This window comes from Paenibacillus sp. FSL H8-0048, from assembly GCF_038002825.1.
Lineage (GTDB): Bacteria > Bacillota > Bacilli > Paenibacillales > Paenibacillaceae > Paenibacillus_AQ.
The window spans coordinates 5,065,058-5,091,235 of record NZ_JBBODF010000001.1; the positions used below are offsets into that span (position 1 = coordinate 5,065,058).

General features: G+C 53.9%; 19 protein-coding genes. 12 read left to right on the plus strand and 7 right to left on the minus strand.

Annotated features, from left to right (window positions below):
* Positions 1-85 precede the first annotated feature (85 nt).
* Entirely contained in the window at positions 86-1,780 is a 1,695-nt protein-coding gene (locus NSU18_RS21745; protein ID WP_341150034.1) for a methyl-accepting chemotaxis protein, read from the minus strand.
* A 238-nt stretch (positions 1,781-2,018) separates the two neighbouring features.
* On the opposite strand from NSU18_RS21745, the gene NSU18_RS21750 reads away from it, so the two are divergent.
* The gene (locus tag NSU18_RS21750; protein ID WP_341016051.1) at positions 2,019-2,450 is read left to right on the plus strand and encodes a MarR family winged helix-turn-helix transcriptional regulator; all 432 of its coding nucleotides are present in this window, start codon (positions 2,019-2,021) and stop codon (positions 2,448-2,450) included.
* 435 nt (positions 2,451-2,885) lie between these two features.
* Here NSU18_RS21750 and NSU18_RS21755 read toward each other — a convergent pair whose 3' ends face one another.
* Positions 2,886-4,814 (minus strand): LTA synthase family protein, encoded by a 1,929-nt coding sequence (locus NSU18_RS21755; RefSeq protein WP_341150035.1) that lies wholly within the window; start codon positions 4,812-4,814, stop codon positions 2,886-2,888.
* 213 nt (positions 4,815-5,027) lie between these two features.
* Between NSU18_RS21755 and NSU18_RS21760 the strand changes: the two genes are divergently transcribed.
* The gene (locus NSU18_RS21760) at positions 5,028-7,343 is read left to right on the plus strand and encodes an ATP-dependent DNA helicase (protein WP_341016053.1); all 2,316 of its coding nucleotides are present in this window, start codon (positions 5,028-5,030) and stop codon (positions 7,341-7,343) included.
* A gap of 53 nt (positions 7,344-7,396) precedes the next feature.
* Complete coding sequence (locus NSU18_RS21765; RefSeq protein ID WP_076159248.1) at positions 7,397-8,365, plus strand: Gfo/Idh/MocA family protein; 969 nt, start codon at positions 7,397-7,399, stop codon at positions 8,363-8,365.
* A 27-nt stretch (positions 8,366-8,392) separates the two neighbouring features.
* Here NSU18_RS21765 and NSU18_RS21770 read toward each other — a convergent pair whose 3' ends face one another.
* Positions 8,393-9,073, minus strand: coding sequence for a CidB/LrgB family autolysis modulator (locus NSU18_RS21770; protein WP_341018542.1), 681 nt, complete (start codon positions 9,071-9,073; stop codon positions 8,393-8,395).
* Positions 9,073-9,444 carry a CidA/LrgA family protein gene (locus NSU18_RS21775; RefSeq protein ID WP_036728241.1) on the minus strand — a complete coding sequence of 124 codons (372 nt, stop codon included), beginning with the start codon at positions 9,442-9,444 and terminating at the stop codon, positions 9,073-9,075. Before NSU18_RS21775 ends, NSU18_RS21770 begins: the two co-directional genes overlap by 1 nt.
* A 112-nt stretch (positions 9,445-9,556) precedes the next feature.
* Between NSU18_RS21775 and cidR the strand changes: the two genes are divergently transcribed.
* The 7 genes from cidR (at position 9,557) to NSU18_RS21810 (ending at position 19,716) form a co-directional block, all read left to right on the plus strand.
* The gene (gene cidR / locus NSU18_RS21780; protein ID WP_341016055.1) at positions 9,557-10,474 is read left to right on the plus strand and encodes a cidABC operon transcriptional activator CidR; all 918 of its coding nucleotides are present in this window, start codon (positions 9,557-9,559) and stop codon (positions 10,472-10,474) included.
* 114 nt (positions 10,475-10,588) lie between these two features.
* Entirely contained in the window at positions 10,589-10,873 is a 285-nt protein-coding gene (locus NSU18_RS21785) for an aspartyl-phosphate phosphatase Spo0E family protein (protein WP_341016056.1), read from the plus strand.
* Between the two features lie 123 nt (positions 10,874-10,996).
* Positions 10,997-12,403, plus strand: a complete 1,407-nt coding sequence (locus NSU18_RS21790; RefSeq protein WP_341016057.1) for a DNA-binding protein — start codon at positions 10,997-10,999, stop codon at positions 12,401-12,403.
* Between the two features lie 404 nt (positions 12,404-12,807).
* Positions 12,808-13,194, plus strand: coding sequence for a MarR family winged helix-turn-helix transcriptional regulator (locus tag NSU18_RS21795; RefSeq protein ID WP_339251986.1), 387 nt, complete (start codon positions 12,808-12,810; stop codon positions 13,192-13,194).
* Positions 13,187-14,947, plus strand: a complete 1,761-nt coding sequence (locus NSU18_RS21800) for an ABC transporter ATP-binding protein (RefSeq protein WP_341016058.1) — start codon at positions 13,187-13,189, stop codon at positions 14,945-14,947. Before NSU18_RS21795 ends, NSU18_RS21800 begins: the two co-directional genes overlap by 8 nt.
* Entirely contained in the window at positions 14,944-16,848 is a 1,905-nt protein-coding gene (locus tag NSU18_RS21805; RefSeq protein WP_341016059.1) for an ABC transporter ATP-binding protein, read from the plus strand. Before NSU18_RS21800 ends, NSU18_RS21805 begins: the two co-directional genes overlap by 4 nt.
* Before the next feature lie 639 nt (positions 16,849-17,487).
* Positions 17,488-19,716, plus strand: coding sequence for an MMPL family transporter (locus NSU18_RS21810; RefSeq protein WP_341150036.1), 2,229 nt, complete (start codon positions 17,488-17,490; stop codon positions 19,714-19,716).
* Between the two features lie 793 nt (positions 19,717-20,509).
* Here NSU18_RS21810 and NSU18_RS21815 read toward each other — a convergent pair.
* From NSU18_RS21815 to NSU18_RS21825, 3 genes are all read right to left on the minus strand, one after another.
* Positions 20,510-20,830: an antibiotic biosynthesis monooxygenase gene (locus NSU18_RS21815; RefSeq protein WP_341016063.1), complete on the minus strand. Its 321-nt coding sequence runs from the start codon at positions 20,828-20,830 to the stop codon at positions 20,510-20,512.
* Positions 20,831-20,874: 44 nt separating this feature from the next.
* A complete protein-coding gene (locus NSU18_RS21820) occupies positions 20,875-21,594 on the minus strand; it encodes a 3-ketoacyl-ACP reductase (RefSeq protein WP_341016064.1) in 720 nt (239 codons plus the stop codon).
* 172 nt (positions 21,595-21,766) lie between these two features.
* Entirely contained in the window at positions 21,767-23,320 is a 1,554-nt protein-coding gene (locus NSU18_RS21825) for an FAD-dependent oxidoreductase (RefSeq protein ID WP_341150037.1), read from the minus strand.
* 152 nt (positions 23,321-23,472) lie between these two features.
* On the opposite strand from NSU18_RS21825, the gene NSU18_RS21830 reads away from it, so the two are divergent.
* Both NSU18_RS21830 and NSU18_RS21835 read left to right on the plus strand, forming a co-directional pair.
* On the plus strand, positions 23,473-24,990 hold the full coding sequence (locus NSU18_RS21830; protein WP_341016067.1) for a spore germination protein: 1,518 nt from the start codon (positions 23,473-23,475) through the stop codon (positions 24,988-24,990).
* Positions 24,987-26,165 carry a Ger(x)C family spore germination protein gene (locus NSU18_RS21835; RefSeq protein ID WP_341150038.1) on the plus strand — a complete coding sequence of 393 codons (1,179 nt, stop codon included), beginning with the start codon at positions 24,987-24,989 and terminating at the stop codon, positions 26,163-26,165. Before NSU18_RS21830 ends, NSU18_RS21835 begins: the two co-directional genes overlap by 4 nt.
* Positions 26,166-26,178: the final 13 nt, after the last annotated feature.

A 26,178-nucleotide genomic window follows, 5' to 3' on the forward strand; every position in this document is an offset into this window, starting at 1 on the left:
GATGCGAAGCAGTTGCTCCGCATCAGGACAGCCTTTTTAGTTACTCAGCAAATGTAATCGAAAAACCGATCACAATGGCACAGATCTAGATCTTAAAGTTCTCCACCAGCACCTGCAGCTTCTCCGCCAGGGAGGAGAGGAAGGCGGCGGAGGATTCGACCTCCTGCATGGCGGCAAGCTGCTCCTGGGACGAGGCGGACAGGGTCTCCGCGCCCTCGGCCGTCTGATTGGAGACCGCTACGATCTTCTGGATCGAAGATACAAGCCCGTCAGAGAGCAGGGCCAGCTCACGCACTGTGGCTGAGATCTGCTGGCTATGTGCAGACATCTCGGAGACGGACGTCTCAATCTCGGAGAAGGAATGCCCGGCAGCTATAATCATCTCTTTGCCGTGATGCATCTCTTCTGTGGAGTGCTTCATGGTCTCTCCCGCCTTGTCCATCTGCTGGACAATCAGGCTGACCAGCTCGCCGATCTGGCGGGCAGATCCGGCTGAACGTTCAGCCAGCTTGCGTACAGAGCCTGCGACAACGGCGAAGCCGCGGCCCTCTTCTCCGGCCCGTGCGGCTTCAATCGCCGCGTTGAGGGATAACAGATTCGTCTCCTCGGCAATACTGGCTATAGTGCCGACAATATTCTCAATCTCTTTGGAATGGCTGCCCAGCGTCTCGATAATGCCGGAAAGATCCGAGATACTTGCACCCACTATAGCCATCTGAGAGGTGGTTGAGTCCATCGATTCCCGGCCTGTCCGGGCCTTCTGGGAGTTGATGGCCGCCTGGTTCATTGCGCTGTCGGCATTGCCTGCAATTTCGGTAATGAAATGCGACATATCCTGTACAGCCTTGAAGCTGCCCTCCAGATTCTGCAGCTGGGTATGTGCCCCGTCGGCCAGTTCCAGCGTGACATTAACGCTGTGCTCTCCGGCCCGGTTAGTCTCCTGGGCGCTGGCGGACAGCTCCTGGGATGAGGAAGCAACCAGCATGGATGTATCGTTGACCTGTGTAATCAGGTCGCGCAGATTCAGGGTCATCGCATTGAAGTCACGGGCAAGCTCGCCGATCTCGTCCTTAGCCGTGAAGAGCAGCGGTTCCCGGGTCAGATCGCCCTTGGCTACCGTGTTGACAGATGCGGACAGCTTGGTCAGCGGGCTGACCATCCGGCGGATCAGCAAATAAGCAGCGAGAATCGCAATAATCAGAATGGAGCTGCCGATCAGGAAGGGCTGCGTGATGATATCCATGGTCCGGGATTGAATTAAGGGGCCGTCGAAGTTAATCGCCATTAATGCAATGATGGGTTTGGTAGGGTCATGGTCCTGATAGATGGGGCCGTAGCCGGTTTTGAGGGAGGTGCCTTGATATGTATACACCTTCGAGTAGGCGGAATGCTTCATGGTAGTAATCATTCTTTTATCTTCATCTGAGAAGTAGAAGGAGTCTCCGGCTTTGTAGCCACGCTTTTTAAAGTTTTTGTCAGCAGCCAATACCTTGCCGTCCAGTGACAAGATGAAGGCTTCTTTGAAAATAGGCTTGTGATCACTGATCCATCCGATGCGGTCTTCAATCGCAGTCAGCTTGCTGGTATCCCCGGCAGCCAGAGCGGTTATGTCGGCAGGATCGATAAGGCCGGTAGTTATATTCGCGCAGCCTACCAATTCAATGCCCGCAGCTTCATCGATCTGCTTGTAAGCAGCATGATAACCGAAGAAGCCTATGGATGAACCAACCAACAGCAATACAATCAGCATCATCCATGTTAATTTTGTTGCCAATTTCATAACAAATATCACCAGCCCTGACTCTAAAAGATTAAGTGAATTATGGGGTTCACTGCTACGATTATAGCGCATACGCTGCGGTTTGAGCATACGTCAGAAAAAAGAATTTTTGTGTCGGAAAATGATGGATTATGTATAAAAAATCATTGAAAAATAGGCGCTTATTCAAAAAATATTGAATGTCGGACCGGTATAATGGTAGGCTTGAAGCAGAACAAACGGACTGGGAGCTGAAGGAATGTCACAAGAAGTCAATCCTTTGATCGAACGTGTGGGATTATCCATGTGGAAGGTTCAGCGCAGAATTATGTCGCAGATGTCAATGCATAAGGAATTGGGGCTGACTGTGCCGCAATTCGGGCTGCTGCATATGATCTTTCAGGAGAAGCAGGCACGGGTGATTCAGCTGGCGGACAAGATGGAAGTGAAGTCCAGTGCAGTCACCGTCATGCTGGACCGGCTGGAGCTGCTGGAGCTGATCGCCCGCGTGACGGACGAGAACGACCGCAGAGCGGTAATCGTCACGATCACGGGCAAGGGACAAGAGGTATTGGAAGAAGCACAGCGCCGGTCACTGCTGCTGCTGGAAGAGCATCTGGCCATTCTGGAGCCGGCAGAGCTGGAGAACTTCGCGGATTATTATCTCATGCTGGAGAATCAGGAGCGTTAACATAAGCATTACAAAGAGGCAGCGCTTCTCCACTAAGGAGAGACGCTGCCTCTTGTCTTGATGGATTTTATATGCTTTGGGATAAGTCCAAGTGTACCCTTATTTATTATTTTCCTTAAAATAAAATCCATTGGGCTGATACAGCGGCATATGGACCAAATGTATGTGGAAAACAGCATACATTGTGCTCGCAAGCACCCATATGGACCAAATGTATGTGGAAAACAGCATACGTTGTGCTCGCAAGCACCCATATGGACCAAATGTATGTGGAAAACAGCATACATTGTGCTCACAAGCACCCATATGGACCAAATGTATGTGGAAAACAGCATACGTTGTGCTCGCGCGAAGGTAGTCCTAATCATCCGTTAGGATGATTTTTTTAAAAGATAAGCCAGTTTTGGGGTAAGCCCAAGCTTACCCCAAAACTGGCTATTCTGCGGCAGGTTCTTTGTCCGGCAATTGTGTAACGTAGCTGTCAGACAGCTGGCGCAGCCGCAGCGCGCGGTTGTATTCATCCTCGTTGCCGGCCGGAGCAGTACCTCCGGTAGCCAGCGGATATTGGGTATTATCCTCGAAGCTGTTGCCCGGAATCAGCAGGGCAGAGCTGGAAATGAAGGAGCCGGTAGGCAGGTAATACCGCTGAGGCAGCAAATTGTAGGACTGGCTGAGCAGATCCTGGCCGAAATGAATGTTCTTATCCATCGATACCCCCAGCAGGCCGGCGGCTGTAGGCATAATATCGACTTCTCCGCCTACCTGTGCAAGCTTCTGCGGAGCAATTCCTTCGCCATGGATGAGCAGCGGAATGTTGAGCATATTGGCGTAGCTGTAATCATATCCGTAGATTTCCTTCATTAGCTGCTTGTCGTCATGATCCAGCGAATAGATCGGCAGTCCCATATGGTCGCCGTAGACCATAACCAGACTGTTCTCCCATAAACCATTCGCCTTCAGTTCATCTACAAACTGTCCGAAGGCGTAGTCCGCATAGTTCTGCGACCGCACATAATCGCCGACAAAGGTTCCTTCATACCGCTCAGGAAGCTTCATCTTGTGCTTCTCTTCAGGAATAGTGAACGGGTGATGCGCCGACATGGAGATGACCTGGGCATAGAACGGCTTGCCAGCATCACTCATTTCCTTCAGCTTCTCCGAGGATTTGCGGTAGAGCACCTCATCGGAAGCACCGAAGAAGAAGGCATCCTCGTCACCGAAGAACTGGTGATCGTAATACTTTTGCCAGCCGAGGGCCTTGTATAGCTCGCCCCGGTTCCAGAATTCCACCACGTTGGTGTGGAACGTGGCTGTCTGATAGCCGTTGTCTCCCAGCAGACGGGGCAGACTTGGCAGCTGCTTGTCGACATAAGACATGGTAGCCGCACCCTGCGGAGGAATATAGAAGGACGAATTGACCACGAATTCCGCATCGGAGGTGTTGCCCTGGCCGACCATCTGATAGAAGTTCGTGAAGTACAGGCTCTGTTCCATCAGACGGTTCAGGTTAGGGGTAATCTCCTGGCCGTCTACCTTAAGACCCATCAGGAAGTTCTGAAAGGACTCCAATTGGATCACAATCAGATTCTTGCCCTTGGCAGCACCGGCATAAGCCGAGACTGCTGAAGGGTCGATGCCCTTGAGCTGGTTAATCGTGCTCTGTGTGATTTTACTGGCCTCTACCAGCTCGGTTTTATCTTTGGCAAAGATCGTGTATGCTTCATAATTAAGGATGCCCATCTCCTGGGCCTTCTTGATCTCATTCATGCTCGCCTTATTCGGAAGAATATTGAACAGGCAGAGTCCGAGCGAGACCGCGAACAGTACGACATGCAGCGTCCGGCCATTCGGACGGTTGATTTGGTCTTTTTTATAAGTGCGGCCGTTCTTGTTAATGAAGAAGTAGAAGCCCAGCACGATAATATCGGTGAAAATCAGCAGATAATAAGGGTCCATCAAGGAGAATACACTGTTCTTGACAGCCGTGACCTGGTTCACCTGCTCGGCGGCATGGTAAGTGACAATGACCCCGTAATATTTGAAGTACATAATGGCGGCAAAAAAGATCGCGGTAACCAGCAGATTGACCGTCATGTAATAGCCGAGCTTCCGTCTGGAGGCAAAGCGCTCAATCAGGAAAAACAGGGCCCAGACAAAGGGCAGCTCCGTCAGCAGCGATTGCCAGAATTTCAGATCATCAAAGATTACACCCCAGGCCAGCAGGCTTTTGAACAGAAAAAGAATGGAAAAGAACACAAATGGCTTAAGGAGCCATCGTTTCACAGTTTGGGATGACACAGCTTCGCCTTCTTTCTGAAGAATGAACAGGTTTCCGGCTGATAGGAAACAGCGGCATGAGGACATAAGAATACCATTATCAATAGAACTTATTATGCAGTGCCAGGGAAGGAATGTCAAAAATCAGAAGCGGCCGTATACTCCCTGAAGCGCGCGTAAACTACGGCTAGAACGAATCCGGCGCAGGCCACTCCCTCAGGCGGGGGAATATCGGCGTTAACCGAAGAATATGAGCCTTACGCAGCGGAAGCTGGCGGAAATTATTGGAGGTGGGGACGGATGGAGCATACAGAAATCACACTGTCCGTGAGGGCGCTTGTAGAATTTGCCTACAGCAGCGGCAGTCTGGAGCCGGGCTTCCGCAGCGGAGCCGCCATGGCGGAGGGGACACGCAGCCATCAGCTGATCCAGAAGCAATACAAGGAAGGAGACCGCAAGGAGGTCTATTTGAAGACCGGAATTCCTTACGGAGAGCTGCTGTTCCAGATTGACGGGCGCTGCGACGGCCTGCTTACGGCAGAGGATGGGAGCCTGACAGTGGAGGAAATTAAGTCCATGGCCGGAATCCCGGACCCTGCTTTTGAAGGGAAGCACGTACACTGGGCCCAGGCTTACATGTACGCTTACATGCTGGCAACAGATCTTGAGCTTCCCTATATCCACGTGAAGCTTACCTATGTACAGCGGGGAAGCGAGGCGCAGTACAGTCTCTACCGGGAGATGTCCCGCGAAGCACTGACGGCCTTTGCGCTAGAGACCATAAGCAGGTATGCACCGTATGCCGAGATGATGGTCCGGTATAAGGCGAAGAGAGGGGAGAGTATCACGGCGCTGTTCTTTCCGTTCTCAGCCTACCGGCCCGGCCAGCGCCATTTCGCAGCCGCAGTCTACACCTCCATTGCTGAGGGGGCGAACCTCTTCGCCCAGGCACCGACAGGCATCGGCAAAACCATGTCCACCCTGTTCCCGGCGGTCAAAGCGCTGGGCGAAGGCAAGGCAGCCGGTATCTTCTATCTGACCGCCAAGACTGTTACGCGGATCGCGGCGCAGGAGGCGGCCGCGATGCTGAACCGCCGCGGGCTGCATCTGCATGTCATTGCGCTGACGGCGAAGGAGAAGGCCTGCTTCCGGGAGGAAGGCATCTGCGGCACGGAGTCCTGCGCTTATGCAGAAGGGTACTATGACCGGATCAATGGCGCGCTGATTGACATGCTGGAGCATGAGACGCTGATGACCCGGGAGACGATTGCCGGCTATGCCCATAAGCATCAGGTCTGCCCGTTTGAATTCTCGCTGGATGCTGCCTATGCCTGCGATGTTGTGATCTGCGATTACAATTATATCTACGATCCGCGTATCAGTCTGAAGCGCATGTCCGAGGAGCGTAAGAAGAACACCGTGCTGCTGGTGGATGAAGCGCACAATCTGGTAGACCGGGGCCGGGAGATGTATTCTGCTTCGCTTACCAAGGCTCCCTTCCTGGCGCTTAGCCGGACCTGCAAAACCGCGAATCCCCGGCTCGGCACTGCCGCCAAAGCGGTGAATGCTTTCTTCATTGCACTGCGCAAGAGCTGTAGTGACAAGGGTGCGGGAGAGTGGGCGGCCTATCCGGAGGAGCTGCCGGAGCTGCTGGAGAACTTCGCGGCCGAAGCCGAGCTGGAGCTGCTGAATCCCTCTGCTCCTGCAGGCTCTGCGCTGGCAGAGGAGGAGGGGGAGAACAGCCTGCTGGATACCTATTACGCGGTACAGGCGATGCTCCGCACCTTCAAAACCTACGATGAACGCTACGTCACGTATGCCGAGGTGCGCAGCGGTGATGTGTATCTGAAGCTGTTCAATCTCGATCCGTCGCATTTGCTGCAGCAGATGGGCAAGAGCTTTCGCAGCCAGATTCTGTTCTCTGCGACCCTCTCGCCGCTCTCGTATTACAGAGATATGATCGGGGCAGGCGCGGAGGACTACAGTCTGAGCCTGGCCTCACCTTTTCACAAAGAGCAGTGGCAGGTATCTGTGCTGCCTATATCCACCCGGTTTCATGACCGTGAGGCTTCTATACAGCCGCTTAGTGATGCGCTCAAAGGCCTGGTCTCGAAGAAGGGCAACTACCTGGTCTTCTTCCCCTCCTATCTCTACTTGAAGCATGTCTATGAGGTGTTCACGGAGAAGTACCCTGAAGTCCCCACACTGCTGCAGGGCAGCGGGATGAGCGAGCCGGAGCGGGAGAGCTTCCTGGCAGCCTTCCGCCCGGATAACCCGGAGCCGCTGCTTGGCTTTGCCGTGCTGGGCGGTATTTTCTCCGAAGGGGTGGATCTGCCCGGCGACCGGTTGAACGGGGTGATGGTGGTTGGGGTCGGACTCCCGCAGGTGGGGCTGGAGCGCAATCTGCTGCGGAGCTATTTCCAGTCACAGGGCAAGAACGGCTTCGATTATGCTTATATCTACCCCGGCATGTGCAAGGTGCAACAGGCCGGAGGACGGCTGATCCGCAGTGAGAGCGACAGCGGAGTCATTGTGCTCGCTGACGACCGCTTCATGCAGCAATCCTACAGGCAACTGCTCCCAGAGGAGTGGCGGGACTACTCTGTGATGACTTAAGCGGGTATAATCTACTGAAAAGGCATTCACCAGACAACTCAGGAGGTAATGACATGACGCTTAATATCGGACTTGTTGGAACAGGCTGGTTCTCCAAGGTACATGCGGATTTGCTGGCAGGCATGGAGGATGTGTCGCTGAAGGCAGTCTGCGGCAGCAGTAAGCTTAAGGGAGAAGAGATGGCCCGCCCTTACGGGGCCGAAGGCTACGGGGAGATTACCGAGATGCTGGACAGCCACAAGCTGGATGCTGTCTACATCTGTGTGCCGCCACAGTCGCACGGAGCGATTGAACGGGCGCTGATCCGCAGAGACATCCCCTTTTTCATCGAGAAGCCGCTAGGCTCAAGTACGGCCATTCCGGCAAGTCTGCTGGAGGATATCAAGCAGCATCAGCTGCTGACCTCGGTAGGCTATCACTTCCGCTACCAGGAGAATATCCAGCGGCTGAAGCAGACGCTTGCCGGAGACAAGGTAGGGATGATTACCGGAGAATGGATGGGCGGAATGCCCGGCGTGGCGTGGTGGCGCAATCAGGAGCAGTCGGGCGGGCAATTCACGGAGCAGACGACGCATATTGTTGACCTGCTGCGTTATCTGGCCGGTGAGGTGACCGAGGTCTACGGCATGTTCGGCAACCGGATTATGCATGAGAAGCATGAAGGGGTGACCGTTGCCGATGTGGGCACTGTGTCGCTCAAGCTTGCAAGCGGCATTATCGCCAGCATCTCCAATACCTGTGTGCTGCCCGGTGAGGTGAACAAGGCCGGAATCAGCTTCTATAATGACAACGGCATGCTGGACTGGAATCCGGAGCGTCTGCTCGAAGTCCGCAGCGGGGACAGCAAGGAATACAAGAATACGGGCAACCCTTACGCGGTAGAGAGCGAGGCCTTCCTGTACGCTGTCCGCACCGGAGACCGCTCCCGGATTCTCAGCGATTATGAGGACGGGTACAAGACGCTGAAGGTAACCTGCGCCGCGTATGAATCCGCCCAGAGCGGATTGCCTGTGAAGCTGTAGGACTCTGTCTTAGGGCCAAAGGGCTGCTTAATGAATGAACACGGCGATCAGTGCGGGTGCCAGGCCGATGGAGAACAGCGCCGCCAGAATCATTGAGATACTGGAGATGGTGCCGGTCAGCGAGCTAAGCTCGAAGGCCTTGGAGGTGCCGGTGCCATGCGCTGCGGTGCCAAGGGAGACCCCGCGCGCCACTTCATTCTCAATGTGGAAGAGGCGCAGCACCGAGGGCCCCATCATGGTTCCAAGTACGCCCGTGAGAATGACGAAGACAGCGGTGATGCTGGGAACTCCGCCGATGCTCTGCGAGATGCTCATGGCAATCGGCGTAGTTACCGAACGGGGGACCAGGCTGGTGGCGAGATCTCCGCTCAGGTGCATTAATTTGGCCAGCAGCATGGAAGACAGTACAGCTGTTACCGTTCCTGACAGCACGCCTGCCGCAATTTCGGCGGCGTGCTTTTTGAGCAGCTTGAAGTTCTTGTGCAGCGGAATCGCGAAGGCGATGGTCGCCGGCTGAAGCAGGTCTGACAGCCATTTGCCGCCTGCATTGTAGGATTCATAAGAGCTGCCTGTAATTAGCAGGAAGCCGATAATTACCAGCGGAGTGATGATCAGCGGAGAAGTGTACATTTTACCGCTGGCCGCATAGATCCGTTTAGTTATAAGATATACCGTAATGGTAAGTCCAAGGAATAATAGTCCAGTCATCATGAGCTTCTACGCTCCTTTACTTTATAGATCATACCTGTCAGCAGACCTGAGCTGGCCATGACAGCAAAGGTGCCCACGAGCACAACAGCCAACACCTGCAGGCCGAAGGATTCCAGCAGCTTCGAATAGTTCATCACCCCGATAGCCGATGGAATGAAGAACAGCAGCAGCTCAGCCAGCAGCCACGAAGCTCCTGCCTCCACCCAGTTCAGACGGATCACGCCGGATTCGAGCAGCAGGAATAATAGAATCATCCCGATAATGCTTCCGGGAAGCGGAATATGCAGCAGTGAGGTTAATCCGTTAACCAGCAGGGAGAACACGGTTAGTCCGGCCACCTGCAGTAAGCCTAAGGCAATCTTTTTCATCATGATTACCTCCTTTCATCTCTTACTGAAATTTTACATCTGATTCTTTCATAGGTACAATGAATAGATTGAATATCTCACATTCTAATTGTCTATACATGGAGGGTGCCTAATGGATATCAGACAACTGGAGTATTTCGTGCAGGCCGCAAGGCTGAACAGCTTCTCCAGAGCCGCAGAATCGCTGTATATCACCCAGCCGACCATCAGCAAGATGATCCGCAATCTGGAGACGGAACTGGGGGCCGATCTGTTCTACCGCGAGGGCCGGAGCATCCGCCTGACGGATGCCGGAGAGCTGCTGCTCATCAAGGCGCAGAACATTGTAGAGTCCTTTGCCAGCCTCTCCGCCGAGCTGGACAGCCTGCGCAATCTGAAGCAGGGGCATATCCGTATCGGACTGCCGCCCATGGTGGGGGCGAGCTTCTTCCCGGCGGTCATCGGGGAATTCCACCGCAAGTACCCCGAGGTGACGATCCGGCTGCATGAGGACGGGGCAAAGAAAGTGGAGGATGACGTAGAATCCGGCCTGCTCGATATCGGAGCGATTGTGCTCCCGGTGGACCAGGCGCGGTTCCATAGCTTTACCTTCGTGGAGGAGCGGCTGGAGCTGCTGGTTCCCGCCGGACACCGGCTGGACGCAGCGCAGCAGGTGCCGCTGAAAGAGCTGGCCGAAGAGGAGTTCGTCCTGTTCCGGGAAGACTTCGCTCTGCATGACCGGATCATCTCGGAATGCGTCAAGGCGGGCTTTCAGCCCAAGGTGGTCTATGAAAGCTCCCAGTGGGATCTCATCAGCCGGATGGTCGCCGCCGGAATGGGCATTGCGCTGCTGCCGGAGACCATCTGCCGGGATATCGACCGTACGCGGATTGCAGTTATTCCGCTGACCGAGCCGGTGATTCCCTGGCAGCTGGGTATGATTTGGCGCAAGGACCGCTATCTCTCCTTTGCCGCCAGGGAGTGGATTGCCTTTGCGATGAATATGCTCGGGGAGCGGTATTCGCCGTCTGAGCCTGCGGAGGATATATAAATAACAGAGCTTATTTATACTTCCGCCGACATTTTTTTCTTTTTTTGCAAATTTTGTTTTTTGGCATCATGATTTATGATAGGGGAGAAGTTGATAGAGAGAAGGTGAGTAACCGTGAACCTTTACCAGAATTCTCCTGATGCTAACGGCCGGGATTACAGAGAAGATGAGCTGTTCCTTACTATAGAGAATTTAAGAAGCGAGCTGCTGGAGGTAGCCCAGGAGCGGAGTTTGAGCGATCATGCGGTGCTGGAGTTAAGCCAGCGGCTGGATGGATATATTGTGATGGCCCAGAACCTGATGATGGAGAGCCTGCGCAGCCGGAAGAATGGAGCCGCGCCCTACGGCAAGAATAAGAAGAGCCAGCGGATCAGGAATCAGGCGGCTTTGCAGCAATAATCGATGGTGAATGCTAATCATGGTCCTACTAATGTGGGGCCATTTTGTTGTGCTTTTCATAGTGTTGTCCTATAATGGCAATTAATAGAAGGATAACCTGAATGATGGATAGGGAGGTGCCGGGTGGAGGCGAAGCTGACTACATTACGTACAGAAATCGAGAAGAGTCTGTCCCGCTCGGGCCATAATCTTGCCTCATTTGCCAAAATCTCCGGCTTGAACCGCGGCAGTCTCAGCGCCATTCTTCACGGCAATCCGCCGAAGCCCATCTCGCTGGGACAGCTTGATGCCATGATCCGGGCCTTCGGCTTCCCGGAAGGCTGGCTGTATCCGCTGTATGTGGATGAGTGCTTCAGTGAAGAACGGATCTCCCGCCGCCGCATTGAGCCTTTCCTGGTCAAATGTGCCGAGATGGGCAAGCAGCAATGCATTGAAGAGGTCTTGAGGCGGATTATGGAATATCAGCGGCCGCTGGATATCATCTACAGGGTGGCAGAGAGGCTATTCTGCAGCGGCAAAGTACAGGAGTCCATCGTATTCTACAAGCTGATTGTAGACCATGAACAAGACAGCTATTCCGAGCGCATGGCGATTAGCCAGTACCGTATCTTCAAGTCGCTGCAGTCCACGCCCGATGTGGATATGGAGCAGAAGCTGCGCGCTGTAATCAGCTTCGAGCCGTATCGTGGACTGCTTCCCGAGGAGATGCAGCTGGACGGGCTGCTGAAGCTGGCGAAGGTATGCTTCGCGCTGCACCGCTGGAAGGATGTAGAGAAGTTCGCCGACGAGCTGAGGGCATTAGCAAGCGGAACCTACCGTGAGGAGCTGCGCCGCATTAAGGGGAAGAGGGCAGAGCCCTTTCAGGCAGAACGTCCGCTGGTAGTCTATTACGGGCACGGTTATCTGCTGAAGGCATCGGCGCTTACCAAGCAGGGGGAGTATGAGCAGGCCAAGAAATATACCGCCGGCTATGCGGACCTGGGATGGTTCGAGATGCTGGATGACGAGGGGCGCAGCAGTGTGGACAGCTTCAAGCTGTTTGCTACGGCCAACGGGTTCACGCTGGAGATTCTGATGGGCAATATCTCTGTATTGCCGTCCTATATCGCTTTCTTGTCCGAGCATCCCGGCGAGATTCTGTCCGGCATGGTGATCATTATGGAGTCGGCCAACCGCTTCGGGTTCTCCGCTGATGCGGTGATGTCGCGCTTTTCCCGGGAGATGCTGCGGTTTGAACAATTCCAGGATACGATTAATGTAGACCGGGTGTATCGTCTCTATTATCAGATTGCGATCTACCATATCTCCCGCAACCAGTATACCAAGGGAATTGACTATATCATTCATTGTCTGCGACTGACCATCAGGCTGAACAGCGGCAAGGACTTTATTAATTGTGTAACCTTATTTGAAGTGAACAGAGACTACGCTTCGGATACCCAGCAGAATGCGTACCGGGAACTGATCAGGGAGGTGAGAGCGCATGAAGAGATCACTGTTGATGACGGCCAGCGTTTTGGTATTGTTTAGCTTCATTCTTGCGGGTACAGGAACAGACCAGAGGTCGAAGGTGAAAGGCTTTACCGCTGTTGAACACGGAGTGGAATTCTAAAGCGGATTAGAGCGGTTAATTGTATAGCTAAGAGAGACTCCCCGGCCTTCTGTGTCGAGGGAGCGTTTGTGCGTGGTAATGTGAAATAAATTACATAGTAAGAGCATAATCAGGAATTGACAAATTGCAGGTACGAAAATATAATTAGGTAGCCTAATTAATGCATGGTTTAATTATTTGGGAACCTAACTAAAAATGGGGTGGAAGCATTGGGATAAATCGCGAAGGTGAAAACTCAGTCGGACACAAGCTTTTCTCTGCACTTCGGAAGCTGCGCAAAGGGCATTGGCATCACTCGGTGGAGGGGCATAAGCCAAGTGAGATGACTTTACTGATATGTATTGCACGGGCGTCGCATACTTCAGATCTGGGACTTAAGGTGTCGGAGATCAGCCGTTTCCTGGGACTGACTCCGCCAACGGTAACCCAGCTGATTAACAGTCTTGAGGCCAAGCAGATGGTAGAACGGCAGGCTGATCCGTCTGACCGGAGGGTAGTGCGCATCAAGTTGACTGAACAGGGGAAAATAATTACCCGCAGGGCCAGGGATCATATGGACGCCACACTTAACCGGATGGTGGAGTATTTGGGTGAGGAAGAATCTGATCAACTGGCGGAACTGCTGCTGAAAGTCTATGCCTTTATGGAGGATAATCCTCCGCCTAATCTAGACCGGCTACAAATGAACGGAGATGAGAAGCATGATTAAATTAATGAAACAACTGAAGCCCTTCCGCTTGGCCATCGCAGGGGTATTGATTCTGGTATTCCTGCAATCCATGGGTGATTTGTATCTGCCTACCTTGATGAGCGACATTATCGACAAAGGAATTGTGGACGGAGACCAGCCTTATATCTGGAGAATCGGCGGCTTCATGCTGCTGGTGGCTGCTGGAGGTGTGCTATGCTCTATTATTGCCAGTTATCTGTCAGCCAGGGTGGCGGCAGGCTTCGGGAAGAATACCCGTTCCCGGGTCTTCAATCATGTAGAGAACTTTACGCTCCATGAATTCGATAAGCTGGGTACGGCCTCATTGATTACACGTACCACTAATGATATTACACAGGTTCAGACCGTCCTGACTATGATGCTCCGCATGATGGTCGGTGCCCCGATGATGATGATCGGCGGGATTATTATGGCGGTGTCGGAGGACGCCAAGCTCTCGCTGATCTTTGTAGTGGTGATTCCGCTGCTGGTCGGAGCGATATTTTTCATCGGAATGAAGGGCCTTCCGCTGTTCAAGGCGATCCAGATCAAGCTGGATAAATTAAATCTGGTGCTGCGTGAGCACCTGACCGGTATCCGCGTCATCCGCTCCTTCAACCGGATCGAGCATGAGAACAGACGGTTCAGTGCGGCCAACCGCGACCTTACCGACACGGCGATTAAAGTCAACAAGGTAATGGCGGGGCTCATGCCGCTGATGATGATCGTAATGAACTTCTCGATGATTGCCATTCTGTATTACGGAGGAATCCGTATCGGAGACGGGGATCTGCAGGTCGGCTCCCTTATGGCTTTCATTCAGTATGCAATGCAGATCATGTTCTCGCTGATCATGGTATCGATGATGTTCGTGCTGATTCCAAGAGCTTCTGCCTCAGCGCTGCGCATTAATGAAGTGCTGGATATGCAGCCTGAGATTAAGGACCCTACCTCTGCGGAACTGAAGACTACGGCTACAGCTACACAAGGGGACGGCCGTGACGGATTGCGCGGGTATGTGGAGTTCGACAACGTATCCTTCGCTTATCCGGGTGCAGAGCAGGCAGCCTTGTCGGGCATTACCTTCAGTGCGCGTCCCGGTGAGATTACCGCCATTATCGGCGGAACAGGGTCAGGCAAGTCCACGCTGCTGAACATGATTCCGAGATTCTATGATGCAATAGAGGGCACGGTGAGTGTGGACGGTGTGGATGTCCGCCAGATGACGCAGGAGGATCTGCGGAGCAAGATTGGTTATATTCCGCAAAAAGCCGTGCTGTTCACCGGTACCATCAACGAGAATATCCGTTACGGTAAAGAGGATGCTACCGAGGAAGAAATTCTTCATGCGGCCAAGGTGGCACAGGCCTATGACTTCGTCACGGCAATGAAGGACGGCTTCGATTCAAGCATCTCCCAGGGGGGCGGCAACGTCTCCGGCGGCCAGAAGCAGCGTCTGTCGATCGCCCGTGCCCTCGTCCGGAAGCCGGAGGTATATCTGTTCGATGACAGCTTCTCCGCGCTGGACTTCAAGACCGATGCCAAGCTGCGTGCTGCGCTCAAGGAGGAGACCACGGAATCTACGGTCCTTATCGTCGCACAGCGGGTAAGCACGGTAATGGATGCAGACCGGATTATCGTACTGGATGAAGGTAAGATTGTCGGAATGGGCACGCACCGCGAGCTGCTGGACAACAATGAGGTGTACCGCGAGATTGTATCCTCGCAGCTGTCAGAGGAGGAAATAGCATGAGTGAGCAGAACAAAGCAGTCAAGCCGCCGCAGGGCGGCAGACACGGCGGCTTCGGCGGGGGGCCGGGCGGCGGTCCCGGCATGAGAATGCCGGCGGAGAAGGCGAAGGATTTCAAGGGCACCCTGCGCCGCCTGGTCCGGTATTTACGTCCGCGCCAGGTCCAGCTGTTGATTGTATTCGTGATGGCGATTGCCAGTACCGTATTCAGTATTTTCAGCCCCAAGGTCATGGGGAAGGCAACGACCAAGCTGTTCGAGGGCGCTTATGGCAAAATAATGGGCGTGCCTGGAGCTAAGATTGATTTTGGCTATGTGAATGATATTCTGATCCTGCTGGCAGGCCTGTATCTGTTCAGTGCGCTGTTCAGTTATATTCAGCAGTATGTAATGGCTGGTGTGGCACAGAAGGTTGTATACGATATGCGTGAGCAGATCAACAGCAAGCTGGAGCGGCTGCCGCTGAAATATTTCGATTCCCGGACCCACGGGGAGATTCTCAGCCGGGCGACCAATGATGTGGACAACATCAGTACCACCCTGCAGCAGAGCTTGACCCAGCTGATCACCTCCATTGTGACGATTGTCGGGGTTATTGTGATGATGCTGACGATCAGCCCGTGGCTGACTCTGATTACGATCGTTACGCTGCCGCTGAGCTTCGTGGTGATTATGCTGATCACCAAGCGCTCCCAGACCTATTTTGTCGGACAGCAGAAATCGCTGGGCCAGCTGAATGGACATGTGGAGGAGATGTATACCGGGCACCGGATTATCAAGGCTTTTGGACGGGAAAAGAACTCCCTGAAGGACTTCAATGCCATCAATGAGGACCTCTATAACTCCGGCTGGCGCTCCCAGTTCATCTCCGGGATTATTATGCCGCTGATGATGTTCATCGGGAACCTGGGGTATGTGCTGGTATGTGTGGTCGGCGGGATCTTCGTGACCAAAAAAGCAATCGATGTCGGTGACATCCAGGCGTTCATCCAGTATTCGCGCCAATTCACTATGCCGATTACGCAGACCGCGAATATTGCCAACATCATTCAATCAACCATCGCTTCGGCAGAACGTGTATTTGAACTGCTGGATGAGGAAGAGGAAGTTCCTGAAACGGCTGCTACACTGGCGAAACGTCCAGCAGATGCAGAAGAGGGCTCTGTGGAGTTCCGTCACGTGCAGTTCGGCTACAAGCCGGGTGAACTCCTGATTGAAGACATGAACATCGAGGTCAGTCCGGGACAGACCATCGCGATTGTAGGGCCAACCGGAGCCGGCAAAACCACGCTGATCAACCTGCTCATGCGCTTCTATGAGATCAGCGGCGGTGAGATTGTGATCGATGGGGTGAACATCACCGATATGAAGCGCAGCGAGCTGCGCAGCAAATTCGGTATGGTGCTCCAGGATACCTGGCTGTTCAACGGAACGATCCGCGATAATATCGCTTACGGCCGGGAAGGGGCTACGGAGGCTGATGTGGTGCGTGCAGCCAAGGCTGCGCATGCCGATCATTTCATCCGTACGCTGCCGCTCGGGTATGACACGATTCTGAATGAAGAGGCCTCCAACATCTCCCAGGGTCAAAAGCAGCTGCTTACCATCGCCCGGGCGATTCTGGCTGATCCGTCCATCCTTATTCTGGATGAAGCCACCAGCAGCGTAGATACGCGCACAGAGGTGCAGATCCAGAAGGCGATGAACACGCTGATGCACGGCAGAACGAGCTTCGTGATCGCTCACCGCCTGTCCACCATCAAGGACGCCGACCTGATCCTGGTGATGAACCAGGGCAGTGTCATCGAGAAGGGCACCCATGTGGAACTGCTGGAAGCCGGCGGCTTCTATGCCGATCTTTATAACAGCCAGTTCTCCGGGGATGATCTGCCGGACGCAGGCTGATCTGAGTTTGTAATAGAATAGTTCTACAGACAGCTGTATACCACAGCCGACTTTAACCAGCGTTCATGCAGAGCGTCTTCGGACATTCTCTGTATGAACGTTTTTTTGCACTCACTCACTGACTTACTCACTCATCAACCCACGCACCAACTCACCGCTTACCTTTGCCGCCACTCGATTCCACCAATCTAACTTTTCCTGCATATAATACAAATTTCCCCGCATCCAATTAGCCTAAATCTCAAATTGTTGCACAGAAAGCAGCATTCCTGCTCCATCCATAGGCTACTAATAAAAATTCCTGCATTTTGTGCAGCAATCCTCTAAATACCAGCTTGTCTGTGAGGGGGAAGTTGCAATTTCTGCAAGATTTCTATGCAGGGTTCAAGTCATAGTCTGTAGCCGCCTGTGTATTATATAGTAGTTTCCAGATTATACTAGAAATAGAGTGTGGAATTCCCCTGTGTCCACGGCATCTACGGCACAAGTACAGGCATTCCAGGGGGCAGTAACGGCAGTGATAACTTTAGTTGTTCTAAATTTCAGAAAAAAGATTTGCTTAAAATTTTCGGGGTATATATGATAAGGATATCAAAATGACCCGCGGCTCATTTTTTGGGCGGACGGATAGGAGAGAGGATGAAAGGTATGTCGGGCTACGGAAAATGGGTAGCAGGGAGCAAGACCAAATGGATCACGCTGCTGGTGTGGATTGTACTGGTTGGGGTGCTTACAATGCTATGGCCTTCGGTGAATTCGCAGGTTGCGGGCAATGCTTCCAATCTGCCGGAGGATTCACAGTCGGTGCGGGCATCGGCCGTTGCCGAGAGAGAATTTCCCGCCGGAAGCGGAGTGCCGGCACTGCTCGTGTGGCATCGTGACGGCGGAATCCCGGAGGAGGATCTCGTACATATAACCGCAGTATACAGCAAGCTTGAGCAGCAGCCTCTTGAGCATCAGAACTTCGTGCCGCCGCTGGGCAAGCTGCCGCCGCAAGCATTGCAGGCGTCCCTGTCGGAGGACCGGAGCACGCTCGTTACCCCGGTACTGTTCGACAAGACGGCAGACAGCGACCAGCTTGGGGAGTCGCTCAAGAGTCTGAAGGAGCTGGTCCGGACGGAGACGGGGACTGACCCGTCTGCCGCCAAGCCGGACAGCGGAGACTTAAGCCTGCGCGTATCCGGCCCGGTTGGAATCTCAGTAGATGCTACAGGGCTATTCAAGAATGCCGATGTATCGCTGCTGATTGCCACCGTCATTCTGGTGCTGGTCTTCCTGCTGCTGATCTACCGTTCACCTATCCTGGCGTTGATTCCGCTGGTTGCTGTAGGCTTTGCTTATGGCGTAACCAGCCCGGTGCTTGGTCTGATGGCCAAGGAAGGCTGGATTACGGTGGATTCGCAGGCGGTTTCGATTATGACGGTGCTGCTCTTCGGGGCAGGGACAGACTATTGCCTGTTCCTGATCTCGCGCTTCCGCCAGATGCTGAAGGTGGAGGAGAATAAGGGGCGTGCACTGCTGAGCGCCATTTCCCACTCCTCGGGGGCGATTGCGATGAGCGGCTTCACCGTAGTGCTGGCTCTCTTCGCTCTGCTGCTGGCCAAATACGGCGCGTACCACCGGTTTGCAGTGCCGTTCAGCGTCTCCATTCTGATTATGGGGGTAGCCAGTCTGACCCTGGTTCCGGCCTTGCTGGCGATCTTCGGACGGACCTCGTTCTTCCCATTCGTGCCGCGTACGCCGCAGATGGAAGCGGAGCGGGCTAAGGCCAAGGGCAAACCGGTGCCGCAGCCGCAGCCAGTACGCCGCAAGGGAATCGGATACCTGGTGGTATCCCGCCCGTGGGCCATTGTCGGAATTACAGTGGTGCTTTTGGGAGTGCTGGCCTCATTCTCCAGCGGAATTAAGTTCACTTACGATATTCTGTCGTCGTTCCCGAAGACTATGGAGTCGCGGGAAGGCTTCGACCTGATCGGCAAGCAATTCTCCCCCGGTGAGCTGGCCCCTGCCAAGCTGATGGTGGATACGGAAGGGTTATCCGGCGGAGAAGACCTGAAATCCGTGCTGAGCAGCCTATCCTATGTGGATGTGGTCTCAGACCCGCAGCAGGGTGCCGTCAACCCCAAGATTACTGCCTATGATATTGAGTTCAAGGACAATCCGTATTCAATTGAGGCGATGGACCATATCCCGGCACTACAGGCTACGGTTGAGTCGGCTCTGACGGAATCCGGGATTGAGAACGCGCAGGATAAGGTATGGATCAGCGGCCAGACTGCTACCCAGCACGATACCAAGGAGCTTGGAGAACGGGACACCGATCTGATCATACCGGTCGTTATCGGCCTGATTACGGTGCTGCTGCTGGTCTATCTCAGATCTGTCGTAGCCACAGTGTATCTGGTGGGGACGGTAATCCTGTCGTTCTTCTCAGCACTGGGCCTTGGCTGGATCATCATTCATTATGTGCTTGGAGCAGACGCGATACAAGGCTCCATTCCGCTGTATTCCTTCGTCTTCCTGGTGGCGCTCGGGGAGGATTACAACATCTTCATGATCTCGAATATCTGGAAAAAGCGGAAGCATATGCCTCTGAAGCAGGCGATTGCAGAAGGTGTGAATGAGACCGGCTCGGTCATCACCTCTGCCGGACTTATCCTGGCCGGTACGTTCGCCGTGCTGGCAAGCCTTCCGATTCAGGTGCTTGTCCAGTTCGGGATTATCACTGCGATCGGTGTCCTGCTGGATACCTTCGTTGTCCGTCCGTTTCTGGTCCCGGCCATCACCGTCCTCTTTGGCCGCGTAGCCTTCTGGCCGGGCAAGCATCAGGAGATCAGTGAAGCGTCTGCTTCGGATACACAGCAATAACAAAGCGGCTGTCACAAAAAGCCATGAAATGGCTTTTGTGACAGCCTTTTGTTTAAAGATAATTTATATGCTTCGCGCTATAATTATCCATATCTTTGTAGCTGAATAGGTACCGTCCTCTAAAAGGACGGCAATGCCGTGTCCACTTGTATTATAGAAAACTACAGTTTCCTCCACTGTAAAAAGGTATGTACATTTGTGGATAAGAGTTCTTCGAAATGATACGTAGAGTGACTGTGATGCTGAATGTGACTGAAGGGACGCTTAAAACCGAATACAATAGGCTGTTATAGCGGCATATGAAGCGAATGTATGCGAAAAACAGCATACATTCGGTGCGCAAGCAGGCATATGGACCAAATGTATGCGAAAAACAGCATACATTGTGCTCGCAAGCAGGCGCATGGGCCAAATGTATGTGAAAAACAGCATACATTGTGCTCGCAAGCAGGCATATGGTCCAAATGTATGTGAAAAACAGCATACATTGTGCTCGCAAGCAGGCATATGAAGCGAATGTATGCGAAAAACAGCATACATTGTGCTCGCGTGAAGGTAATTTAATTTATATGTTCGCGCTATAAATTATGCTTCTATTTCTCGCCGAAACGGTACCGTCCTTTAAAAGGACGGCAAAGCTGTTTCCACTTGTTGAGAAGGACACCAAAGCTATGAGCTACGCTGTACACACAGCATATACATAGTATGTCTCACAAGAATCTTATCCTTCACGCAGAAAAGAGGACCGTCCTAAACGGCCGGCCTCTCCACTAAGTGCTGCTTAAGAAGCAGACTAGTCAGCCTGAACGTCCGGAGTGCGGCTGTGCACCAGCTCGTACTTGTCGAGCGAGGAACCGACAATAGCTTCGTTCCGGCCGGCACCGCGGTGCGAGTCCCGGAAGGCGGGACTGGAGGTCCAGCCGTTCAATGCTTCCTCATTCTCCCACACAGTGCAGATCTTCAGCTCTTCCACGCCTTCCTTAGGCGCGCCGTGCCACACCTCCATGCGGATGAAGCCGGGGATGCTCTGCACCCCGTTATCTGCGCTGAACCGGGAGGCCAGCGCTTCACCATGCCCTTCCTTGATCTTAATCGTATTGGTAACTACCAGCATGCCAAGTCCTCCTTGTAGGGCTTTACTTTACATAAAGACTGTCTTTATTGCGGATTCGTGGTCCAGATGCCTGCGGTCTTCAGGAAGACGCGGTCAGGCAGCTTAAGCGCAGCCAGCGTCAGCTCGGCCACATCCTCCGGCTGCATCATCCGGTCCTCGTCCCCGATCTTAAGACCCGCATCGGAAGCAAGGCCTGTATTCACGGTGCTTGGGGTTAGCGCTACGACACGGATATTATGCTTGCGTACCTCCATCGCCAGTGACTCCGTCATGCCCATGAGAGCAAACTTGGAGGCACAGTAGGCGGAGCCTGTGGCGAAGCCGCGTTCTCCTGCGGTGGAGGAGATGTTGATGATATTGCCGCCCGAACGCTCAATCATCGCAGGCAGTGCCGCGCGGGTCACATAGTATGCCCCGAACAGGTTGATCTGCATATGCCGTTCCCAGTCTGCCGGGTCCATCTCCAGGAACGTGCCGAACTGGGCGATCCCGGCGTTGTTAATAAGCGCGTCGAAGGGCCCGAGATCCTTCTGCAGCGCCACTACTGCCCGCTCTGCTTCTTCACGGACTGCAATATCGGCCACGGCGATACTGACCTTGATGTCGTACACCTCAGTCAGCGCCGCCTTCAGTGCCTCCAGATCCGCAGAGGTTCTGGAGATCAGCCCCAGGTTGGCGCCTTCCTTAGCCAGCGCCATAGCGAGCGCCTTGCCGATTCCCTTGCCTGCACCTGTAATGACAATACTGGTTCCTCTCAAATCCATAACCTGTCGTCACGCTCCTTGTATATAGAATGAAGGGTAATTCTAGAAGATACTGTCTATTATACCTGAGCGGCCGGGCACAATCACGCCGGAGCCGCAGCTCCGGCAGTGCAGGCTGCTGGCCCAGGCCCCCCCGTACCGCTAATGTCCCGCAGCGACAGGTCTTCCTTCTTTAGTCTTCCGGCGTAATTGTCTTAAGCGGCACGGTTGCCGGACCTTCGAGTACATCGCCTTCATAGGAGAAGCGGGAGCCGTGGCAGGGGCAATCCCAGGAGCGCTCGGCGTTATTCCATTCGCATTCACAGCCCATGTGTGTACAGGTTCTGTCGACAAGATGCAATTGGCCCTCAGGGTCGCGGTAGGCACCAATGCGTTTGCCGTCATGGAAGACAACAGCCCCCTGATCCGGCTCCAGATCCTTTGTCTTGGTGTGTACAATCTCCACTTTTCCGGCGACCAGCTCCTTGGCAACCGAGAGGTTCTGCACAATGAAGTTCTTGATGGCGGGCACCGCCTTGAAGCGTGAGGGATCATATAGCCCGGTGTAGGGGGTACTGCTCCCCAGAATGCCGTCTGCGATCAGGCGGGCAGCCACGGTTCCGTTCGTCATGCCCCACTTCCCGAAGCCGGTGGCGATATAGATCTCCTCGTCCTCCGCGCGCTTGCCGATATAGGGAACCCGGTCCAGCGTGATCAGATCCTGGGTGGACCAGCGGAACGGAATACTGCGGATGCCCAGCAGCTTCCCGGCGAACCGCTCCAGATTCTCATAGTGGCCGAACGTACAGATGCCTTGGCCAGTCTTGTGGTTCTCCCCGCCGGCGATGACCAGCTTCCTGTCTCCCCACTCCACGGCCCGCAGCGAACGGGTCGGTTCACCGGCACTCAGATACATGCCGCCCTCATAATCCGTCTCCGGCTCGAATGCCAGGCAGTAGGAGCGTTCGGCATGCAGCCGCGAGAAGTAGAGGGACCCGCCGTCATAGAAGGGGAAGTGGGAAGCCGACACGGCATGGCGGCAACGGATCTGGAACTTCTCTCCCTCGGTATGCAGGGTTATCTGTCCGTCCGTATCGACCTTCTCCCCGATCATCGTATGCTCAAATACGGTGCCGCCCCTGTCCAGAACCGCCTGCAGCAGCCCCTTCAGATACTCCAGCGGATGAAAACGGGCCTGATCCGGCATCCGGATGGCCCCGCCCGCGCCCAGCGGCAGGGGGACCTGATCCAGCCACTCTCCGGGCAGTCTCAGCTTGCCATAAGCCTCGAATTCCTTATTCAACGCCTTGAGTGTCTTCTCGTCGCCTTGATCCGCATACAGATAGGCAGCCTCCCGCTTCATCCCGCAGGACAGGTCCAGCTCCTCCGCTGTGGCAATCATCCACTCCATGGCCTCGCTGTTCGACTGATAATACATCCGGGCCTGCTCCTCGCCGAAATGCTTCACCAGATCATGATAGATCATACCGTGCTGGGCGGAGATTTTGGCACTGGTATAGCCGGTAGCCCCGCCGAGGATCTGCCCGGCTTCAAGCAGTGTGACCTTATATCCGGCCTTGGACAGCAGATAAGCGGTAGTAATCCCGGTAATTCCTGCCCCTACAATAGCTACGTCTGTGACATGATCTTCCGCTAGTCTCGGAAAAGACGGCCGCCCGGTGCTGCCTACCCATAACGATTCCGGAAATTGCGGAAGACCTTGCGAACGGGGCTCCTGTGTATTCATAGTCTAGTCCCTCCTAAGTAATGATCCATTTCATTTATTACCACTCTTCCGTGAAAAGAAACGCTCCGCTTCCCCGGCAGGTGCATGAAAACCGCCAGAAAGTGCCAACCTATGAAGAAATCACAATCACTCATCACGTAAGGAGCATTCAAATGGCGGGTGTGCTAGAGTACCGGGATATGCCCTTCAGCCCTAGGCTGGCAGATAATATGGACATTATCAAAAAAATATACAGTGATTCCTCAGATGTCAAAACCAGAACCTTCCCGCTCGCCGGCCAGGCAGACGCCTTCCTGATGTATATTGACGGAATGGTTAACCAATCCCTTCTGGATCTGCATGTTCTGGCCCCGCTGCTGGAGCCCCAGGCTAATTCGGCCAAGGTTGATTTTGCCTATATATGCTCAGTCGTCACTACCAGCCAGGTTGTCATCGCTACCAGCTTCAACGATCTGCTGCACTATATTTCTAATGGAAGCGTCGCACTGCTCGTCGATCAGCTGCCGTTCGGCATTGCTTTCTGCTTGCCTGGCTGGCAACAGCGCAGCATCGAGGAGCCTGCAGCAGAATCCATCATTCGCGGGCCGCGTGAAGGCTTCACGGAGACGCTGGGGGTCAACACCTCCATGCTGCGCCGCAAAATTAAAGATCCTTCGCTGAAGCTAACTCCGATTCAGGTCGGCCGTTACACGAAGACGACAGTCATCATTGCCCATATCGAAGGCGTGGCCAATCATTCGCTGGTGGAGGAGGTCAGAACCCGCATTGAGAAAATTGACATCGACGGCGTGCTGGAAAGCGGCTATATCGAGGGTCTGATCGAAGACCACCCGTATTCGCCATTTCCGCAGATTCAAGTCACCGAACGTCCCGATGTGGTCAGCGCTGCCCTGCTGGAGGGGAGAATCGGCATTATGGTGGACGGCACACCCTTCTGCCTCATTGCACCAACGACCTTTTTCTCCATGCTGCAATCGCCGGAGGACTATTATCAGCGCTTCATCATCAGCACCTTCATCCGCTGGCTGAGATTTCTGTTCCTGTTCACTTCGCTGCTGCTGCCCTCGCTGTATGTGGCGGTGCTGACGTTCCATCAGGAGATGGTGCCCCCTTCGCTGCTGCTTAGCATTGCGAAATCAAGGGAGAATATTCCGTTCCCCGCACTGATCGAGGCGCTGCTGATGGAGATCTCCTTCGAGGCGCTGCGTGAAGCCGGTGTACGCCTGCCTAAGCAGGTGGGGTCCGCAGTCAGCATCGTCGGCGCGCTGGTCATCGGGCAGGCTGCCACCTCAGCAGGGCTCGTATCCTCCCCAATGGTTATGGTTGTGGCGATTACCGGTATCGCCTCCTTTCTGCTGCCGCAATACAGCGCTGGTATTGCCATTCGGCTGTTACGTTTTCCCATTATGTTCTTGTCGGGGATGTTCGGTCTTCTAGGCCTGATGCTTGGCGTCATCGCCATCATTATTCATCTGTGCAGCATCCGTTCGCTTGGCGTACCCTATCTGCAGCCCCTTGCGCCGATGAAATGGAGTGAAATGCTGGATACGCTCATGCGCGGGCCCATCTGGAGTAACCGCAAGCGGCCGAGCTTAACCGGACGCCGAAAAACAATCCGGCAGTCCTCCTTCGACCGTCCCCGGCCAGGAGAGGAAGGATCTTCTCCATGAGCCGGCGCACGCGACTTACTTCAGCTGTGCTGGCTGCCCTAGTATTGGCCCCCCTGCTCGGAGGCTGCTGGGACCGCAAGGAGGTGAACGACCTGGCGCTTGTCACAGGTCTGGCCATTGACCAGCGTGATGATGACCTTATTGAGGTTAGTGTTCAAATCTTTATTCCTCAAGACTCCTCGCAGGGCGATCAGAGCAGCGGGGAGGCTACAGGGGGAATAGGCACGACCTTTGTTCAGACAGCCTCCGGCTCCAATATTGCCGATGCGCTCGCCCAGCTGCAGACGAAGTTCTCACGCAGGATATTCTGGGGGCACACCGCGGTATATATATTTGGCGAAGACAAGGCGAAGCAAGGAGTGAAGAATGAGCTGGACTACCTTATGCGGGATACAGAACCGCGCGAGCGCTCCTTTATCTTCGTCAGCAAAGGAAGGGCGAGGGAGATCTTGGAGAAGCACTCCGTGCTGGAGCGTAATACGTCTGAGGTTCTGCGCGAGATGGCTCTCAACAAAACAAGCATCAGCTCGACCATGGCCCATTTGATGGAGATGCTGGAGGACGAGAGTAAGACTGCCCTGCTGCCCTGGGTGGATATACTGCAGACCCCTCATCAGAACGACCAGACCAAGGGCATCGGCTATATTGATGGAACGGCAATCCTGTATAAAGGCAGGTTAATCGGTGTAGCCAACAACCGTGTATCGCGGGGCATTCTGTGGGCCGTTGATAAAATGGATAATGCGATCATAACGATACGTCCGGAGCATTCAGAGGGTACTTTGTCCGTTCAATTGCTGCGAAATCGCACCTTCCTTGAACCCGTCTATACAAACGGTGAATGGTCCGTTACGATTCATGTCTCATGCAAAAATCAACTGATTCAAAACACAACGGGGATTAATATCGCTCAAAGCGCTGCCAGCTTGAGCAGTATTGAGAAGCAGCTTGAGCATAATATAGAAGAGCGTATTTATCTGGCAGTGGATGAGGCACGGAACAAATATAAAGCCGATATTTTCAATATTGCAGGTGCGTTCCACCGGAAATATCCGCAGCTGTGGAAGAAACACGAGAAGGAATGGGACACTATTTTCCCGACAATCAAGTTTGCGGTACAAGCCAAGGCCTCCATTCTGCGACCCGGCATGTTCAACACCCAACAATCCAATTAGAGGAGCAGCCTTC

What these genes read in the sequence shown, in the direction of transcription:
- NSU18_RS21745 (WP_341150034.1), bottom strand. Translation starts at nt 1,780, where the DNA reads ATGAAATTGGCAACAAAATTAACATGGATGATGCTGATTGTATTGCTG.
- NSU18_RS21750 (WP_341016051.1), top strand. Translation starts at nt 2,019, where the DNA reads ATGTCACAAGAAGTCAATCCTTTGATCGAACGTGTGGGATTATCCATG.
- NSU18_RS21755 (WP_341150035.1), bottom strand. Translation starts at nt 4,814, where the DNA reads ATGTCCTCATGCCGCTGTTTCCTATCAGCCGGAAACCTGTTCATTCTT.
- NSU18_RS21760 (WP_341016053.1), top strand. Translation starts at nt 5,028, where the DNA reads ATGGAGCATACAGAAATCACACTGTCCGTGAGGGCGCTTGTAGAATTT.
- NSU18_RS21765 (WP_076159248.1), top strand. Translation starts at nt 7,397, where the DNA reads ATGACGCTTAATATCGGACTTGTTGGAACAGGCTGGTTCTCCAAGGTA.
- NSU18_RS21770 (WP_341018542.1), bottom strand. Translation starts at nt 9,073, where the DNA reads ATGACTGGACTATTATTCCTTGGACTTACCATTACGGTATATCTTATA.
- NSU18_RS21775 (WP_036728241.1), bottom strand. Translation starts at nt 9,444, where the DNA reads ATGAAAAAGATTGCCTTAGGCTTACTGCAGGTGGCCGGACTAACCGTG.
- cidR (WP_341016055.1), top strand. Translation starts at nt 9,557, where the DNA reads ATGGATATCAGACAACTGGAGTATTTCGTGCAGGCCGCAAGGCTGAAC.
- NSU18_RS21795 (WP_339251986.1), top strand. Translation starts at nt 12,808, where the DNA reads ATGACTTTACTGATATGTATTGCACGGGCGTCGCATACTTCAGATCTG.
- NSU18_RS21800 (WP_341016058.1), top strand. Translation starts at nt 13,187, where the DNA reads ATGATTAAATTAATGAAACAACTGAAGCCCTTCCGCTTGGCCATCGCA.
- NSU18_RS21805 (WP_341016059.1), top strand. Translation starts at nt 14,944, where the DNA reads ATGAGTGAGCAGAACAAAGCAGTCAAGCCGCCGCAGGGCGGCAGACAC.
- NSU18_RS21810 (WP_341150036.1), top strand. Translation starts at nt 17,488, where the DNA reads ATGAAAGGTATGTCGGGCTACGGAAAATGGGTAGCAGGGAGCAAGACC.
- NSU18_RS21815 (WP_341016063.1), bottom strand. Translation starts at nt 20,830, where the DNA reads ATGCTGGTAGTTACCAATACGATTAAGATCAAGGAAGGGCATGGTGAA.
- NSU18_RS21820 (WP_341016064.1), bottom strand. Translation starts at nt 21,594, where the DNA reads ATGGATTTGAGAGGAACCAGTATTGTCATTACAGGTGCAGGCAAGGGA.
- NSU18_RS21825 (WP_341150037.1), bottom strand. Translation starts at nt 23,320, where the DNA reads ATGAATACACAGGAGCCCCGTTCGCAAGGTCTTCCGCAATTTCCGGAA.
- NSU18_RS21830 (WP_341016067.1), top strand. Translation starts at nt 23,473, where the DNA reads ATGGCGGGTGTGCTAGAGTACCGGGATATGCCCTTCAGCCCTAGGCTG.
- NSU18_RS21835 (WP_341150038.1), top strand. Translation starts at nt 24,987, where the DNA reads ATGAGCCGGCGCACGCGACTTACTTCAGCTGTGCTGGCTGCCCTAGTA.